General features: G+C 47.5%; 17 protein-coding genes. 8 read left to right on the forward strand and 9 right to left on the reverse strand.

What is annotated here, in order from left to right; all coding sequences use genetic code 11:
- The first annotated feature begins 277 nt into the window (after window positions 1-277).
- Window positions 278-673 carry a hypothetical protein gene (locus tag ACJJI1_RS05845; protein ID WP_444958829.1) on the forward strand — a complete coding sequence of 132 codons (396 nt, stop codon included), beginning with the start codon at window positions 278-280 and terminating at the stop codon, window positions 671-673.
- Window positions 674-766: 93 nt separating this feature from the next.
- On the opposite strand, the gene csrA is transcribed toward ACJJI1_RS05845, so the two are convergent.
- Window positions 767-955, reverse strand: coding sequence for a carbon storage regulator CsrA (gene csrA, locus ACJJI1_RS05850; RefSeq protein WP_444958830.1), 189 nt, complete (start codon window positions 953-955; stop codon window positions 767-769).
- Window positions 956-2,503: 1,548 nt separating this feature from the next.
- Here csrA and ACJJI1_RS05855 point away from each other — a divergent pair.
- From ACJJI1_RS05855 to ACJJI1_RS05885, 7 genes are all read left to right on the forward strand, one after another.
- A complete protein-coding gene (locus ACJJI1_RS05855) occupies window positions 2,504-2,776 on the forward strand; it encodes a hypothetical protein (RefSeq protein ID WP_413663592.1) in 273 nt (90 codons plus the stop codon).
- A gap of 434 nt (window positions 2,777-3,210) precedes the next feature.
- Complete coding sequence (locus tag ACJJI1_RS05860) at window positions 3,211-4,173, forward strand: alpha/beta hydrolase (RefSeq protein ID WP_444958831.1); 963 nt, start codon at window positions 3,211-3,213, stop codon at window positions 4,171-4,173.
- Window positions 4,174-4,233: 60 nt separating this feature from the next.
- Entirely contained in the window at window positions 4,234-4,971 is a 738-nt protein-coding gene (locus ACJJI1_RS05865) for a DUF1963 domain-containing protein (protein ID WP_444958832.1), read from the forward strand.
- Window positions 4,972-5,046: 75 nt separating this feature from the next.
- A complete protein-coding gene (locus ACJJI1_RS05870; RefSeq protein ID WP_444958833.1) occupies window positions 5,047-5,412 on the forward strand; it encodes a hypothetical protein in 366 nt (121 codons plus the stop codon).
- 121 nt (window positions 5,413-5,533) lie between these two features.
- Window positions 5,534-5,785, forward strand: coding sequence for a hypothetical protein (locus tag ACJJI1_RS05875; RefSeq protein ID WP_444958834.1), 252 nt, complete (start codon window positions 5,534-5,536; stop codon window positions 5,783-5,785).
- Window positions 5,786-5,826: 41 nt separating this feature from the next.
- A complete protein-coding gene (locus ACJJI1_RS05880) occupies window positions 5,827-6,210 on the forward strand; it encodes a DUF7674 family protein (protein ID WP_444934380.1) in 384 nt (127 codons plus the stop codon).
- Between the two features lie 170 nt (window positions 6,211-6,380).
- Window positions 6,381-7,040 carry a hypothetical protein gene (locus ACJJI1_RS05885; protein WP_444918426.1) on the forward strand — a complete coding sequence of 220 codons (660 nt, stop codon included), beginning with the start codon at window positions 6,381-6,383 and terminating at the stop codon, window positions 7,038-7,040.
- Between the two features lie 92 nt (window positions 7,041-7,132).
- On the opposite strand, the gene gcvH is transcribed toward ACJJI1_RS05885, so the two are convergent.
- The 8 genes from gcvH to ACJJI1_RS05925 all read right to left on the reverse strand — a co-directional run bounded on the left by gcvH (window position 7,133) and on the right by ACJJI1_RS05925 (window position 15,653).
- Window positions 7,133-7,519, reverse strand: a complete 387-nt coding sequence (gcvH, locus tag ACJJI1_RS05890; RefSeq protein WP_444895858.1) for a glycine cleavage system protein GcvH — start codon at window positions 7,517-7,519, stop codon at window positions 7,133-7,135.
- Window positions 7,520-7,585: 66 nt separating this feature from the next.
- A complete protein-coding gene (gcvT, locus tag ACJJI1_RS05895) occupies window positions 7,586-8,674 on the reverse strand; it encodes a glycine cleavage system aminomethyltransferase GcvT (RefSeq protein ID WP_444958835.1) in 1,089 nt (362 codons plus the stop codon).
- Between the two features lie 269 nt (window positions 8,675-8,943).
- Window positions 8,944-10,059 (reverse strand): CNNM domain-containing protein, encoded by a 1,116-nt coding sequence (locus ACJJI1_RS05900; RefSeq protein WP_444907019.1) that lies wholly within the window; start codon window positions 10,057-10,059, stop codon window positions 8,944-8,946.
- Between the two features lie 5 nt (window positions 10,060-10,064).
- Window positions 10,065-11,006: a rhomboid family intramembrane serine protease gene (locus ACJJI1_RS05905; RefSeq protein WP_444907018.1), complete on the reverse strand. Its 942-nt coding sequence runs from the start codon at window positions 11,004-11,006 to the stop codon at window positions 10,065-10,067.
- Between the two features lie 148 nt (window positions 11,007-11,154).
- Window positions 11,155-12,393: a UbiH/UbiF/VisC/COQ6 family ubiquinone biosynthesis hydroxylase gene (locus ACJJI1_RS05910; RefSeq protein ID WP_282930941.1), complete on the reverse strand. Its 1,239-nt coding sequence runs from the start codon at window positions 12,391-12,393 to the stop codon at window positions 11,155-11,157.
- Window positions 12,394-12,443: 50 nt separating this feature from the next.
- Complete coding sequence (locus ACJJI1_RS05915) at window positions 12,444-13,682, reverse strand: FAD-dependent monooxygenase (RefSeq protein ID WP_444958836.1); 1,239 nt, start codon at window positions 13,680-13,682, stop codon at window positions 12,444-12,446.
- Between the two features lie 64 nt (window positions 13,683-13,746).
- Window positions 13,747-15,099 (reverse strand): Xaa-Pro aminopeptidase, encoded by a 1,353-nt coding sequence (pepP, locus tag ACJJI1_RS05920; RefSeq protein WP_444958837.1) that lies wholly within the window; start codon window positions 15,097-15,099, stop codon window positions 13,747-13,749.
- On the reverse strand, window positions 15,099-15,653 hold the full coding sequence (locus ACJJI1_RS05925; RefSeq protein ID WP_413663604.1) for a UPF0149 family protein: 555 nt from the start codon (window positions 15,651-15,653) through the stop codon (window positions 15,099-15,101). The genes pepP and ACJJI1_RS05925 overlap by 1 nt, the downstream gene beginning before the upstream one ends.
- Window positions 15,654-15,801: the final 148 nt, after the last annotated feature.

The raw sequence follows: 15,801 nt of genomic DNA on the forward strand, positions 1-15,801 counted from the left end.
CGTAGAAAATCTTGGTGCCAAATTCCACTTCATATATTCTCAGCATTCTCTCTGCTAAATATACCTTTTGGTACTATTTTTTCTATATTACATTATATCAAAATGCCTAAAGTTAGATTTGACGATTAATTATTTTTGCCTTGTATGCTACCCATACAAGGCAACTTCTAGTGACCTAATTCTTAAAAATATTTGACCATGTATACGCTTTAGCATTTCACAAATAGATTTTATCATTCCATTTTTTGGTATTATTCTTCGGATAAAAAACCTCACAATGAATTTTTTCACAAGTTTATATGCTTTATTTGAAATATTGGCATTCCGGTTGAAGAGGCTATTGATTTTTACCATTACACTCCTACTTGCACTTGCTGCATATTATCTTACTTTTACAGCTTTCTATGAGTCATGGTTCCCTTATTATTATGAGGAATATCTTTCATACTTCTTCTTAGCTGGACTAGCAATAGTTGTATTATTACCATTCGCCATTGCAGCCACTTCAGACCAAAAAAATGGCCTGGGTTATCTTTCTAAGTACGCCAATTCAGCAACGAAGGTTCATTTAGCTGTAGTTATCTTATCTATGTTAATTTTTGCTTATATGATGTCCAATGGCGATTTACTAGATGAGGCCGGTATTTATCAAGTGGTACCATCGGGTGAATAGACGTCACTAGCAACGGCACCTGGCACCAAGACCGCAGCTCTGCTGAGGTTTTGATGCCAATGCTTTGGATGTTCCACAATTAGGGCCAAGTTCTCAACAGTTTCTATTCCCCTGCACCCTTCCCTTCTGGACTCGCATGTAAATTTCTTCACGGTGAACTGGAAGTGATCTGGGAGCTTGTATTCCTATCTTTACCTGATTTCCCTTAACTTCCAATACTGTGATTGAGACATTGGCTCCGATCCTTAGGTTTTCACCAGTTCTGCGCTTTAAGATCAACATAATTCTATTCTCTGATATTCAAGCCATGGGTAGACTTTTATTGATGGACGGCTGAGAAACTAATCTGTTGAAGAATGCAGGGGGAGCGCGAGAACGATAGGCATAGAAGAAGAAAAGGCGGACGCAACGCTGCCAGAGCTTGGGAAGTCTCTCCAAGCCGCTGGATGTACTCCACTTTATTGAAGACGAGCGGGTTTCTAGCGTATGATCCATATAGCCATCTTGATAGTCTCTGTATCAATTTGGTTAGCTGGCCCCAGGTGTTCCCGCACCTTGGGTCAGCGCCTTTTACTTACTCTTACATCACACTACCGTTCTCCTTTGAGAGGGTTGATCTTTTATAAAAACCTTATTCTATTGATTTTCTTTGGTTATAGGCCTTCAAAAAGTGTCCCATTTACGACCAAAATACCAATAAATATCTATCGATTTTACGCAGATTTGACACTGAAACAAACTTAATAAATTCCAATAAGATCATTTTAGTGCCTATTTTTTGTAGGTTATCGCCCTGGAAAATATCGAAGTATGTAGAAAATGGCCAATTAGATTGGCAATCTTTAATGGCCTTTACGTTAGAACCTCAAGGCACAAGACAATCAAAAATAAATACGTAAACGTAATCCTCATTTCAAAAGAGAAAGGCTAAGTATCTTCTGAGTATTGGATATATTGCCGTGGGTTTTATGCGACTTACCCATTGGCATTCGCACTCTGATTTTCGGCCAGTAATTTAGGGGGGATATCCTGCATGATCGTACCTATTTACAAGTTCAATGCCCCTGAAAACTTATTAATTACTCTTCTTAAGCCGTCTGTTTTGGCTGGGTGCTACTTATCATACATTCTGATATTTAAAATACTGCAGGAATCATCTTAACTAGTTGATTTATAACGATTTTCCCTCAATCTAAAAGAGGGCTCAAGGCGAATATACTGTACACTTGATATGGCCACTGGAAAATTCTTCAATCGATACTGGTTAGTATATTAGTGGGTATCTTTCTCTGATTTGAGTCGTTTTCCATTCTCTGGGCATGCTGATAAATGATATGATTTCGTCCACTTTCGATTATACGAATAGACCAGTCAAGGAGAATAAATGGTCAGTCAGAGAATTAATTATTTGCAGGTAGCAGGGATACTCACAGTGTTGGCTGCTTTAGTTCATATCGGGTGTATAGTATTTGGCGGTGATTGGTATCGGTTTCTCGGTGCCGGTGAGCAAATGGCTCAACTAGCTGAAAGTGGCCACCCCTACCCAACTATTGTAACTAGCGTAATTTCAGCCGTTCTACTGCTTTGGGCTAGCTACGCTTTTTCTGGGGCGGGTTTAATTATTAGGTTACCGCTGATTCGGCTTGGCCTGATACTAATCTCAACAATATTTTTGGCTCGTGCGCTGGGTTTTTATTTCATAATGCCAGCCTTCCCAGATAATTCGCTAACTTTCTGGCTAACCAGCTCAGGCATATGTTTAATTCTCGGCTTAACCTATTCGCTTGGTTTAATACAGAGATGGAACCTAATTGGCGGAAAGGCCTAACAATGGGTGTGTTACTAGAAAATTTTATTCGTGAAGAACTCTCCGAGCGCTTGATTGGGCGCATTGAAGCGACTGTTGAAGAAGCTAAGCTTAACCCATCGATAGCTTTTAGAGAGTTTAATGGAAATGTTTATGACCTTGTATTTAATTTTGAAAAATCAGAAGTAAGTGTAAATAGTGTCTTAGATGCTAGTTCAACCGGCACTGAGAACTTGTCAATAGATGTATTTTTATTAGCAATAGGGTCCAATCTTAATTGTTACGTAAATTTGTAAAACTTAAATTTCTAGTTCTTATAGCATGTACCGCTTTAATTATAAGTTGTGGTGGAAACACGTGCACAGCACAATCTGATAAAGTGGTCGCAGCAAAGCGTTTGACTAATGAACAGTTAACATCTCTCTATCATTCATCACTAGAGCTTATGGATAGCTCTGAAAATATAATACTTACAGGCGATCAGATTCCGGCTATATTTTCAAATACAATTAGTCCAACTCTTATTCGGGTGAAGTCGAAATCTATCTGGCTGTACCTAGAGGCATGTAGCTTTGACAATAAAGTGGTTATCTTTATTAATGCTCCATCTGTACTCAGTAGGGGTAATATCACAATAAGGTGGGGAGAAGGCCCAACCACACAATCTATTGAGCTTTGGCATCAAGTGTAACAGGTAAGAGTATTATCTTTCCCTATATCATTAAAGATTATGATTAAGAAATTGATATTAGCATTTGTGAGCAGCATAGCTATTGGCTGTTCCACAGTAGTTACAGAATATATTGAGCGGTCTAATAGCTTTGATTTTACAGAGATTGTTTCTTTCGATAATATTGAAACTTATGGGTTTAAGAACAACCGGTATTGCTCTACAGAGCATAAAGTATGCACAAACTACCTTCTAGGGGAGCCACTTGAAAACAAGAAGCTTCGCTATACGGTTTCCCTGGAATCATTTAGCGGTGCGGAAAGCACTGTTAGTTTAGACATTTTAAAAAGCTCACTACCTGAATTACATTCAGGAACAGTTGTTCTTATACATGGTTTTAGGGCATCTAAAGAGTTTATGCTGAATTCGGCTCTGTACTTCAGAATGTTAGGCTTTAGAGTTATAGTCCCTGACTTATTAGGGCATGGTGAGTCTGATGAGGATAAAGAATACGGTGTTGGTGATAGTAAAATAGTCAACGAAATTATCAACAAATATGAAAATAAAACCCTGTATATTGTTGGTAACTCTATGGGTGGTACAACTGCAATGCACATTTCTACTTTAAGAAATGACATTGATGGAATAATACTACAAGCTCCAATGCTTCGATTTGATAAGGCAGTTTTAAATTATACTAAAGCTAACTTTCCGAGTATGACAATGCTTTTCTCAGAGGAAAGCATCAAGCAAGGAGCGTTAGATAGTTTAGTTAGAGCCGATATCATTCCTGAAGACACGGACATTAAGCCAATTATTGTATCTTCTAGTGTACCTATAATTATTTTTGCATCTACTTCAGATTCTATTGCTCCACACAGCAGCTATAGCGATCTAGAATCGAATGGTGTTTCAATTGTAAAAGTTGACGACCGAAACCACCCAAGTATGTCAATAATTGGTGACAATGAAAGTCGGGAGTTAGTTCACTGGCTTGGTAATCTAACACACAAATCCAAGTGATGCTTACAATCTGACTGACTTATTAATAAGATTCTTTTAACTTGCGTGAGGTATTAAATTTTGTCTGAAATTGATTGGGAGAAATATTGGGAAGAGTTAAAAAGCAAACTCAGCCCCTATAGAAAAATCGCGTGGGAACCTCAAACACAAGAGCAAGTGACTGAAATATCAGATTCTAAATTTTGTGGAATGCCACTACTTACAGCAGAAGGCTGGCCTGAGTGTGGAAATTGCAATGAACCTATGCAACTCTTTGTACAATTGAATTCTAAAGATCTCCCAGAGGCTTCAAATACCCCTTTTGGAGATGGAATATTACAAGTTTTCTATTGTGTTAACGAAAATTCAAGCTGCGAGGCTGACTGTGATACGTGGGCTGCAAATCGAAAAGCTACACTATTAAGGATATTGCCACTAAATACTCCGGCTCAAACAGAAGTTACATTAACCCCTTCTTCAGATTATCCAGAATTAAAAATAGCTGGTTGGGAAGAGTTAGAAGACTACCCAGATACATTTGAGCTCGAGAAGTTAGGTGTAGAGCTATCAGAAGATGAAGAAGATTTTCTATGCGAAGACGAAGTTCCATTCTCAGGTGAAAAGTTACTGGGGTGGCCGCATTGGGTGCAGGGAATTGAATATCAATCCTGCAAGATATGTAATAAACAAATGCAGTTTATCTTTCAAATAGATTCCTCAGGAAATATTCCTTATATGTTTGGAGATTCTGGATGCGCACATATTTCACAGTGCACAGAACATAAGGAACAATTGGCAATGGCATGGGCTTGCTGTTAATAATGGAATTAATATGATGCCCTTTATACAGAGCTATTTACAAAAAATTATTATAACCTTACTGGAAAGACCAGAGTGTTTTATACAAAATTGAACAAGAAAGCTATAGCCTGGGGCTTGATTAGTTTCAGTATTCTTTGGGTCATGCTGACTCTGATGATAAATTTTCTAGACGTTCCACTTAGCGCTACAGGGGTACTCCTAGTTTTATCGTCCATTCTCTCAGGCATAGTGGTGGTAAAACGTGGTGCTCAGGCCTCTTTAACCAACGCTGCAATCTCTGGTGGCATTGCTGGATTGCTTCTATATATCTTGAGTGTTCCATTTTTTGGTATGGAGCTGTGGAGCCTGATTTATTCTTTAGTAGTTACTACGGGGGGATTTGTGGTAGGTGCTACTCTTTGGCTAGGCGCCTCTTTTTTTGTAAAGCTACGCAACTAAGCCTCCTCTTTACTAGGGAATAGCACATAAAACAAGTTTGTCCCAAGACAATTGAAAATTTAGGTAAGTAATAAAAACTGATGTCGCAGAAAAAACTGCTTTGATAGTTCAGCAATCAAGTATGATTATGGGTTCACACTTGTACTATCTCATAGAAGTTTTAGATGAAAAAGAATTTATAAGTATATGTAAAAAATTCGGAAAGGTAATGAGAGAAGCTCATTTGCAAATACTTGATCCAATATGGAAAGCCCACCCTGAGCTATTAGCTGAAGAACTGGGTGGAGAATACAAAATTGATAAAAATATGCATACAATGACTCAGAGTCCTAACTTGAAAAACCGTACACACGCCACTCTGAACTCCCAGTAAACTATTTGCCGTTTATCACTACACTATGCCGCATGGAACACATGACTCCACATGAATTTATCAATAGCCTTTTAGAAGCCTGCCCTGATATCGACTCGGAGTGGCAGGAGCACCTTGATTTTTGGGATGGTGATATTCCTGGATTCTATAATGACATAAGCGTAATCGTTCATTACGTGCTTTCAAAATATAGAGATAATGACTTTCAGGATCTTGAAAATGTAGCCTTAGTTGTTGACCTTGGTCTTAACTCAGGGAATCCAGAAACATCGGAGCTTGCATTAATTGGGTTTCTTGAGGGTATATTATTCGTCGGATCACATGAAAATCTATCTCCCATAAATCATAAGCACTGGTTGCGTGAACGATCCTATTGTGCGCTTGTCAATTTGAGCGAGGCGTTCGAAAGTCTAAATAACAAGTAATGAGCAATATTTACTATACATATTAGGTCTAACGTACCAGATTCTTGCCAAATGATTTCAAATAATTATCTAGCTCCAGTGATACACTATAAAGGCGCCCATTTATTTAAAACTCACTAGAAGTTTGTGCGCAATGATGAACCAACGCATATAAAACAAGGAATGAAATCGTGCTAAAAAAGATAGCGCTTCTCGCACTAGCTACAATGATCACTGCCTGTGTTTCACCTATTCCGTTACAGGAGCAGTCCGCAAAAGCAGAGTACACAACTAAAGAGCCTGTTTTAATTTCTGTTATTGATCAGCGCAAACGTGTTCAAGAAGGGAAAGATAAGAACTTTATAGGTAAAGCCCACGTTTCATTTGGTATCCCGGTTGATTGGCATGTTAATCAGGTGTTAGCTACAGAGCCGGGAGATAAAGAAAAGAATCTTGCTCAGTTTCTACAAAGCCGATTGACTCACGGCTTGAATGAAACGGGCTGGAATACCACAGCAGTAGATTTAGATGAAGTGCCGAGTGATGAAGCCATCAAAGCCTTGATGGAAGAAAATAACACCGAAAAAATGATTAGTCTTGTGCTTAATGAGTGGTATTTCAGTGTTAACTTGAACTGGGTTTCAGCATTCAACTTCGACACGAATACCGACATCCTCGTATACAGCCTGGAAGAAGGGAAGTTACTTGCCAAGAATATTGCTGAAAGGGATGTCGTTGATGAGCAGGCTAGTGAATCTCCACAAAACAATATCTTGCGGGCCTATAAAGCTCAGCTAGATCAGATTGTGAATGATGAGGAAGTTCGCAACGCAGTATCGTTTGATCAATAAGCGGAAATTGATTTAGGCACTTATAAAACAAAAAAGGCTGTGGGGATTACCCACAGCCTTTTTTTAATATGCTTTTCAGCACATTCGCTCTATTAGTCTTCAGACTCTGAACGATATGTGTCTGCATCCAGCATATTGTCCAGCTCGCTCACGTCGGAGGGCTTGATGCGGAAGAACCAGCCATCGTCGTAAGGAGAGGAGTTTACAGTTTCCGGAGCGTCTTCCAGAGCTTCATTGACAGCAACTACTTCACCGGAAACCGGGGAGTAGATATCGCTGGCAGCTTTAACGGATTCAACTACACCTGCCTCGTCACCAGCAGCCAGGTTGGTGCCCACTTCTGGAGTCTCAACGTAAACCACATCACCCAGGGCATCTTGAGCGTGATCGCTGATGCCGATGGTTACGGTGCCGTCCTCTTCCAGGCGTGCCCACTCGTGGCTGGAGAGGTATTTCAATTCATTGCGGATTTCGCTCATGCTGTTATCCCTTGATTAAGCATCTAAGTTTATTGTCTTAGTGACGCGTACACCTCTGGGCGACGCTTAAATAACTGACTTGCCGTTGCGTACGAAGCAGGGCTTAACCACCTTGACTGGCTGCAGTTTCTTGCGGATTTCTACCTGTGCGGTATCACCAACACTCACCGGAACTCGCGCCAAGGCGATAGAGTAACCCAGTGTGGGAGAGAAAGTGCCGCTGGTAATGATACCCCGGTCATCACTGTCGTCTACCACTACCGGTTGACCAGCGCGCAATACACCGCGCTCTTCCAGCACCAGGCCTACGAGCTTGTGCTTAACGCCATCGGCTTTTTCCTGCTCCAGAACACCACGGCCGATAAAGTTGCGGCTCTCCGGTGCCCAGGCAACCGTCCAGGCCATATTGGCAACCAGCGGGGACGTCTCATCGTCCATCTCATGCCCGTACAGGTTCATACCCGCTTCCAGGCGCAGGGTGTCACGTGCACCCAGTCCACAGGGGGAAACGCCCGCTTCGGCCAGGGCGCGCCAGAAACCACTGGCGTCTTCGCCCGGCAACATAATTTCCAGGCCATCTTCACCGGTGTAACCGGTGCGCGCTACAAACCAGCCACCTCGGGCAACGCTTTGGAAAACTTTCAGTGCATCAATCGCGGCAGTCCAATCAATGCCCAAAACCTCTTTGGTTTTCTCGATGGCGTTGGGGCCCTGGATAGCGACCATCGCTACATCCGGGCACTCAGTCAGGGTCACATCAAAGGACTCTGCCTGATTGCGCATCCACGCCAGGTCTTTCTCGCGAGTTGCACAGTTAACAACCACTCGATAGCCGGGATCGCGCAGGTAGACGATCAGGTCGTCAATCACACCGCCTTTGTCATTGAGCATGCCGGTGTAAAGGGCCTTACCCGGGTTGCCATCCAGCTTGGCCACATCATTGGCCAGCAGGTAGCGCAGGTAGTCGCGGGCCTGGGCGCCATCTACGTCGACCACGGTCATATGGGAGACATCGAACATCCCCGCATCGGTGCGCACCTTGTTGTGCTCATCCAGCTGCGAACCGTAGTGCAGCGGCATGTCCCATCCACCGAAATCCACCATTTTGCCGCCCATAGCGACATGCGTGTCATACAGAGGAGTTCTATTTCCCATTTTTAAAATCTCAGTCCGTCAGGTTCCGAAGCGGCGTATTCTAGCGGCTTGGGTACCGGCCTTGCCAGCGGGGCAGACGCGGCAATATATATGCTCTGCAAGCCTAGCAGGCATTGGTAGTAAAACCTGTCCAGGTTCACAGAGGCCGTCAAAGATTCCGCTGGCGCTCTATCCTGCATTCGCCCGTGTTTGGGAATCGGGCAACACCCAATATCCACTGTGTTGGGCTAGTGCAGAAATGATCATTTTTTAATCAGGGGGACTCTTAATCAGTCGCTGCCCCGATCGCGCCCTTGACCAGCCTCTTCCGCGTTCTCTTCTGTGTTTGCGGATTCGTCGACTTTGAGGCCGTACTTCTTCGATCTCCAGCGCCACAAACGCTTAGCCAGCTCCTGGCGGTCGGGTGTTTTATCTGCCTCGTCGACAATTTCTTCCCCGAGCAGGGTCTCCAGCAGATCCTCCAGGGTCACCAAGCCCTCGAGACTGCCATATTCATCCATAACCGCACTAATCTGCACGCGGCGGGACAGCATTTTCTGGAACGCTTGGTAGATAGTGGCTGTTTCCGGCAGGATCAACATTTCACGGCGATAATCCGCCAGAGTTTTCTGGTGCTCACCTTTGGCGTAGGCCAGCAATAGCTCCTGTCGCAATACAAAACCCACCACACAATCCGGGTCGCGATTTTCATAGACCGGGATACGGGAAAAACGCCCTTTCTCTGCATCCTCGTAGGCCTCTTCCACAGTAATGTCCTGCGGCAGGGAGAAGACCACTGTGCGGGGAGTCATCACCTCGCGCACGGAGTGGTCCCGCAGGGTGAAGAACAGGTTGCGCAGGATGCTGGACTCCCGCTGCTCTAACTGCCCTTCCGCCTCGCCAATTTCCGCCATAATGGCAAACTCATCGCGGCTGAAGCCCGTCAGGGTTGGGCCATGGGACAGGCCTTTGGTCAACCACTCGGACATTTTTACAAACGGGTGGAGTAACCAGACCAGGCCGCGCAATACATAAGCGGTGCTAGGGGCCAATTGGCGCCAGTACACGGCTCCCAGTGTCTTGGGAATAATTTCAGAAAAAACCAGGATCAACAGGGTCAGGATCGCTGAGGCGATACCCAGGTACTCATTGCCAAAAACCGCTGCTGCCTGGGCACCGGCACCTGCAGCACCCGCTGTGTGCGCGACGGTATTCAGGGTGAGGATAGCGGCCAGGGGGGCATTAATATCGGATTTTAATTTGCGCAGCAAAGACCCCGCTTTATGCCCCTCCCGCTCCATCAGGCGCACGTATGGCGTTGTTACGCTGAGAATAACTGACTCTGCTATCGAGCACAGGAAAGAAAAGCCAAGGGCAATAAAAACGTAGGTTATCAGTAAAATCATATAATTCAGGTTGAAGCGGGATAAGAGTTAAATTTTCGCGCACCACCAGCAACGCAGTAAACCAGCGCAATCAAAAAACCGGCAAAAAAGCCTCCTAAATGCGCAGCATTGGCGATGCCGATCCCAGTAAAATAGGTAATCACTCCAAGAACGCACAATATCATCCACACAATCGCCAGGGTAATAATACCCGGGGGTATATCTCTCCATGCCGGTTGCCAACGCTGCATCACCACAGCAAATCCGACCAGCGTGTATACAACACCCGACATTCCAGCGAATATCACCTCGGGCTTCCAGGCATATTGGGATAAATTAGCTGCAATCCCGCCGAGCAACACTAGAAGGCTATAAATAAATGGCCCTCCGCGTGCTTCCAATGGACGCCCAAGTATCCAGATAGCCAGAGCATTGAACAGGGCATGCTGAAAAGACAAGTTGATGATTGCAGGGGTCCACAATCGCCAAAACTCCCCTCTCTCCAAGTGCCACATTAAAGACGACTGTGAGAAAAGTGGGCCACCACTGGTATCTGGATATATTAAAAGCGGTGCAGACAGATTATTGGAATGTAAAAACCAACCAAAAAAACACAGGCCGATAAGCAGTAAACTAATCGGTGTTTTATCCATTGGGAAAGTCGGTAAAAATGAGGGGCTTACAGGTGCTTTCTCCTTTGGTGCTTGTCCCTCTTCACCCGGTAAATGGTCGCCGGCCGCTGGTTCTGCCTTTGTTAGCTGAACTCTGTCCAGATCAACTAATCCCCGCTCCCAATCTTGCAAAAGCGGCTTCAGCAATTCAGCTATACCTGAATCTGTCGTCAACAACGCCTGCTGATTTTTTTCCTCAGCAATTCTCAGTGGCAATTGGTAACGCTGTATTAAGCGAAAAAGCGCGCTGAGATCCTTTGATATAGGAAATGAGTAAACAGTAATCCAGTGACTCAATTGAAATTAACCTTTTTTACCGACGGCAAGGCTTTTAATTCCCCTCTGCCTCTGGGAAAAGCCACTAAGTAGATAGGCAAACACCAGCAACTTCTCTGACACCCCCACCGAGCACTTTCTCCCGATCCGTTTTGCGGGAATAGCAAATTTAAACAGCCATAGCCCGCATAATAATCCGCTTCTTTAACATGGGGCTGGCATCTACCATGCTCAACCCAGTGTTACGCAGCCAGCGCCAGTGCACATCACCAGCACCGAACAAAGACTTAAAGGCGCTCATCGCTTTCATAGTGGCGGCGTTGTCGCCGCGACGGCGGCGTTCGTAGCGGGCCAACACTGAAGAGTGAGAGGGCTCCAGGCCGCGCGCCATAGCGCGGTCAATTTCATCTGCCAACACCCGCACATCCTGCAGCCCAAGATTTACACCCTGGCCCGCGAGGGGGTGGATACTGTGGGCGGCGTCTCCCACCAATACAGCGCCAGGGCCGCGATAACGTTCCGCATGGCGCGCGCGCAGGGGGAAGGAAAAGCGCTCACTGACGGATTCCACTTTGCCCAAACGGCTCTCAAAGGCTTTTTCCAGGTTCAGGGCAAAGGCCTGGTCATCCAGCATCAATAGCTCTTGCGCCAGCTCTTCATCCGCAGACCAAACCACGGCGCAGTGATTGTCATCCCCCAACCCCGCGAGAGGTAAAAATGCCAGTGGACCCGTTTGTAAAAAACGCTGCCAAGCGGTGTGACGGTGAGATTTCTCACTGCGCGCGACACACACCAACGCAGTTTGATGGTAATCGGTATCCTGGGAGCGGATATGCAGTAAGTCTCGCACTTTAGAGCGGGCGCCATCGGCACCGATTAACAGGCGGGTACGCACTATCTCAGGTTGCTCGCGCAGGCCATCCTCTTCATTTAAGCGGTCTTCACCGCGAGGCTGTAAATGCCAGAGTCCGCAGTCGCGCCACCAGCTCTCCAGGCGAAAACCATTGACCAACTCCACGTTGGGCAGGGTTTCCAGCCGTGCTCTTAACGCGGCGACAATGACATTATTCTCGACGATATGACCGAGATTCGGCAGCTGCACATCGCGGCTGTTAAAGCTTACTGAGCCGGTTCCATCTGCATCCCAAACCCGCATTTCCACATAGGGGCAGGCGCGGCGGCTGGCAATATCATCCCAGGCTCCCACCTCTTCGAGCAGCTCGCGGGAGGCCTGTGTCAGAGCCACCACGCGGGGTTCATACTGCGGTGACAATTGCGGCGTTGTCTCCGGGGACGCCTCCAGCAAGGCCAGACGCATGCCCGGGTGCCGAACTGCCAGCAGCGCTGCCTGGGCCATGCCCACCATGCCCGCACCCACAATGGCAAAATCCAAACGATGTCTGTTCATAAAAGCCAATTCCGCTGAAGTGGCAGCAGCCGTCCCCGACCCTGCACCTTTTAAAGCCCAAATCCCGCCGCTTGACTGACAAATTCCCGGCGCAGCGGCGGGACCATTGTAAGGCCGAGCATTCCCAACTGACGAATTCCCTGTTGCAGCCAACCGGAAGAGGAAAACAGTGTGGGAATACGGTCACTGAATCCAATCGTCAATTGCTGGTCCAGCTGGCGCATTTCTCCGTATTGCTGCAGGAAATCGAGCCGCCCTGGCAGTGTATCCGACGTCACTGTCGACAGGGCTTGTGCCAATCCATAACAGTCCCGCAGAGTCAGGTTAAAACCCTGCCCTGCTACTGGGTGCAGAAAGTGGGCGCAATTGCCCATCAACACCACATTCCGGCGCCACTGTTCCTGGGCGATCGATAAACTCAGTGGATACCCCTGAACGGCTCCAACCTTAATAAAACGTCCGGCACGCCAGCCAAATACCTGCTGGAGTTTTTTCAGGCGTTCAGCCTCAGGCATTACACCGACACGCTCAGCCTCTGCTTCCTCGCAAGCCCACACTAGTGCCGCGCGGTGCTGCCCTTTTCTATCTGGCAGCGGTAAAAGTGCCATGGGCCCCATTCGGGTGAAGCGCTCGTAAGCCACACCTTGGTGAGGCTGTTGCAGAGCGACCGTAGCGACGAGCGCTCTCTGAGGGTACTTAACCGAGCTGATTTCTATTCCCAGCTGGCGGCAAAGGGGAGAGTTCACCCCATCGGCAACGACCACCAATCCGCAGGACAGTGCCTGATCGGGGGAATTATCCTCGGATCGCCACAACAGGTTTGCGCCCACAGAGGTCATGGTAATGTCAGTAACCTGCGCCGGCGCTAATAATTGGGTGGAAGTGCTAGTCAGTGCACTGTGGAGAATCGGGCCCAGCGCTGCATTTTCTATTACTGCGCCCAGAATGCCCTCAAAGTTGACTCCCTGTCCCTCACGGGTCGAGAGGGCGGCGCCAAATGCATGCCCCCGATCACTCACATGAATACGATCAATCGGGGCGCTATAGGCTTGCAGAGCAGGCCAGAGCCCAAGCTCCGCAAATAACTGCAAGCTGCCTGCGGCAATGGCCGTGGCTCGCGTGTCGAAACTCGGCAACTGAATACTGGCAGCGGCATCCGGCAGTGCTCTCTGCTCCAGGAGCGCCACACTGAGTTGAGGACAAAAATGTGACAACATTAATGCCAGGCTGGCTCCCGCCATACCGCCACCGACAATGGCCACATCTACTTTACGCGCCGACTCACCCATCCCAATTCCCCCTTTGATTATTCGGCATTGAAATATTATTGGCCGAACAATCCAACAATCACTTCTAACGGGTCAGTAAGTCCCGTCCATGAAGCATGGTGTATTCAATATCTTCAATCGCTTTTGGAGCCGCTGCTGAGAGGATCTGAGGCCCTCTATTGGTAAGTGCGACATCATCTTCGATTCGAATCCCGATCCCGCGAAATTCTGCGGGAATACTCTCATCGTCCTCCGGGACATAAATTCCGGGTTCGACCGTCATTACCATTCCGGCTTCCAGCTGGCGCCAGGCTCCATGAATGCGATAATCACCCACATCGTGCACATCCATGCCCAGCCAATGGCCAACCCGGTGCATATAAAACTGCCGATAAGCGCCAGACTCTATCAACCCCTGGGTGTCGCCTCGCAACAGTCCTAAATCGACCAACCCCTGAGTGATTATCTCAACACTGGCAGCGTGGGGATGGTCCCAGTGATTGCCCACTGAAACCTGTTCAATCGCCGCTTGCTGTGCCGCCAAAACGATCTCATAAAGTGCGCGCTGCGGTCCGCTAAATGAACCATTAACCGGATAGGTGCGAGTAATATCGGCCACATAACCACGGTACTCACAGCCCGCATCCACCAGCACCAAGTCCCCATCGCGCAACTGGGCATTATTACTGCAATAGTGCATCACCAACGCATTGCCGCCACCCCCTACGATAGTGGGATAGGCTGTTTCCCGAGCTCCGGAGTCGACAAAGGTATGCAGGAGAGCAGCCTCCAGCTGGTATTCGTAAAGGCCCGGCTGGCATCGGGTCATAGCCCGGCTGTGTGCCTCGGCACTGATTTTGGCCGCCTGCTCCATTAAGCGAATTTCCTGGGCCGACTTAATCAGTCGCATTTCCCGCAACTGGTAATCGAGGTCGACCATTTCCGGTGCCCCCCCGGTATCCGGCGCTGCGGTAATCCGCTCCAGGTAATTGCGGATTCGCTTATCCAAATGGGCGTAGCGGCCCATGGGGAAATAGAGCAGCTCGCGCCCTTCTAGCAGCCCCGGCAAAATATCATCGAGATCACCGATGGGAAATGCATCGTTCAAGCCGCACTGCTGCATCGCGCGCTCCGGCCCCAGGCGCGGGCCATCCCACTTTTCTTTTTCCGCATCGCGCTCGCGACAGAACAACAGGGTTTCTCCCTGTGTTCGTCCCGGCACCAAAACCAGCAGCGCTTCCGGTTCATCAAACCCAGTGAGATACAAAAAATCACTGTCCTGGCGAAACGGAAAATAAGTATCCCGGGAACGCAGTTGCTCCCCAGCAGATGACACGATTGCCAAACTACCTGCCGGCAATTCTGCCATCAGGCGGTTGCGTCGGCGGGCGTACTCAGATCGACTGATTCCCGCTGTGGTTTTCGGGGTCTTAGACATCAGTGAATGGTGGGCTCGCTATTGGAGTCCTTACCCTTTACCTCAGTAAATATATTGAGTACGGCTACGCGCACGTATTCCTGCAGTTCCACCAGTTGCAGCTCGGTCTCCTCACCCTCTTCAACATGTTCGGCATCCAATTGGGCGATGGCACTAATATCTTTTAAAGCTTCGTCACTGGTGGGCATCAATTTTTCCCGGGCCCCGCCGACACCAAAGCCGTGCAGGAACCCATCGCACCAATGACCCAGCGCCAGAGCGCGGGAGACAACATCTTCGTCATCGCACAACACCAACTGAAAATCGAAGTTAGAGCCGTCGAGCTGCTTGTGGCTTTCCTCAGTCAGCTGGAAAAAATCCCGATTGAGATCTGCCGGCACCGCCTCCACATCGAGCAATCCGGCCAGCTCATTCTGCCAACGCTGTTTGTCCGGTCGCTCGCCCGCCGCCAAAATGCCACAGATAAAACCGTGCAATTCACTGGGGTCAGCCTGCCCCCCAGCTGAGAGAATGGCGTTGGCGAGGAGTTCAAATCGGCTAGCTTCAGAAGTCATGGTTACCGTACAGCTTTTTGTAAATTAGGCTTTTCAATCCGGCCGTCACACTGGTGCCAAACCGGGAATTTGAGGCATTAAGAGACAATTTTGTGATTGTCCGCGCAGGTGCAGCGATTGACCCACCAATACGCCGGCAATATAGTAG

This window comes from Microbulbifer maximicatervae (SeqCode), assembly GCF_052467065.1.

Excerpts from the sequence above, each read along its gene's own strand:
- ACJJI1_RS05845 (WP_444958829.1), top strand. The coding sequence starts at position 278 with ATGAATTTTTTCACAAGTTTATATGCTTTATTTGAAATATTGGCATTC.
- csrA (WP_444958830.1), bottom strand. The coding sequence starts at position 955 with ATGTTGATCTTAAAGCGCAGAACTGGTGAAAACCTAAGGATCGGAGCC.
- ACJJI1_RS05855 (WP_413663592.1), top strand. The coding sequence starts at position 2,504 with ATGGGTGTGTTACTAGAAAATTTTATTCGTGAAGAACTCTCCGAGCGC.
- ACJJI1_RS05860 (WP_444958831.1), top strand. The coding sequence starts at position 3,211 with ATGATTAAGAAATTGATATTAGCATTTGTGAGCAGCATAGCTATTGGC.
- ACJJI1_RS05875 (WP_444958834.1), top strand. The coding sequence starts at position 5,534 with ATGATTATGGGTTCACACTTGTACTATCTCATAGAAGTTTTAGATGAA.
- ACJJI1_RS05880 (WP_444934380.1), top strand. The coding sequence starts at position 5,827 with ATGACTCCACATGAATTTATCAATAGCCTTTTAGAAGCCTGCCCTGAT.
- gcvH (WP_444895858.1), bottom strand. The coding sequence starts at position 7,519 with ATGAGCGAAATCCGCAATGAATTGAAATACCTCTCCAGCCACGAGTGG.
- gcvT (WP_444958835.1), bottom strand. The coding sequence starts at position 8,674 with ATGGGAAATAGAACTCCTCTGTATGACACGCATGTCGCTATGGGCGGC.
- ACJJI1_RS05900 (WP_444907019.1), bottom strand. The coding sequence starts at position 10,059 with ATGATTTTACTGATAACCTACGTTTTTATTGCCCTTGGCTTTTCTTTC.
- ACJJI1_RS05910 (WP_282930941.1), bottom strand. The coding sequence starts at position 12,393 with ATGAACAGACATCGTTTGGATTTTGCCATTGTGGGTGCGGGCATGGTG.
- ACJJI1_RS05915 (WP_444958836.1), bottom strand. The coding sequence starts at position 13,682 with ATGGGTGAGTCGGCGCGTAAAGTAGATGTGGCCATTGTCGGTGGCGGT.
- pepP (WP_444958837.1), bottom strand. The coding sequence starts at position 15,099 with ATGTCTAAGACCCCGAAAACCACAGCGGGAATCAGTCGATCTGAGTAC.
- ACJJI1_RS05925 (WP_413663604.1), bottom strand. The coding sequence starts at position 15,653 with ATGACTTCTGAAGCTAGCCGATTTGAACTCCTCGCCAACGCCATTCTC.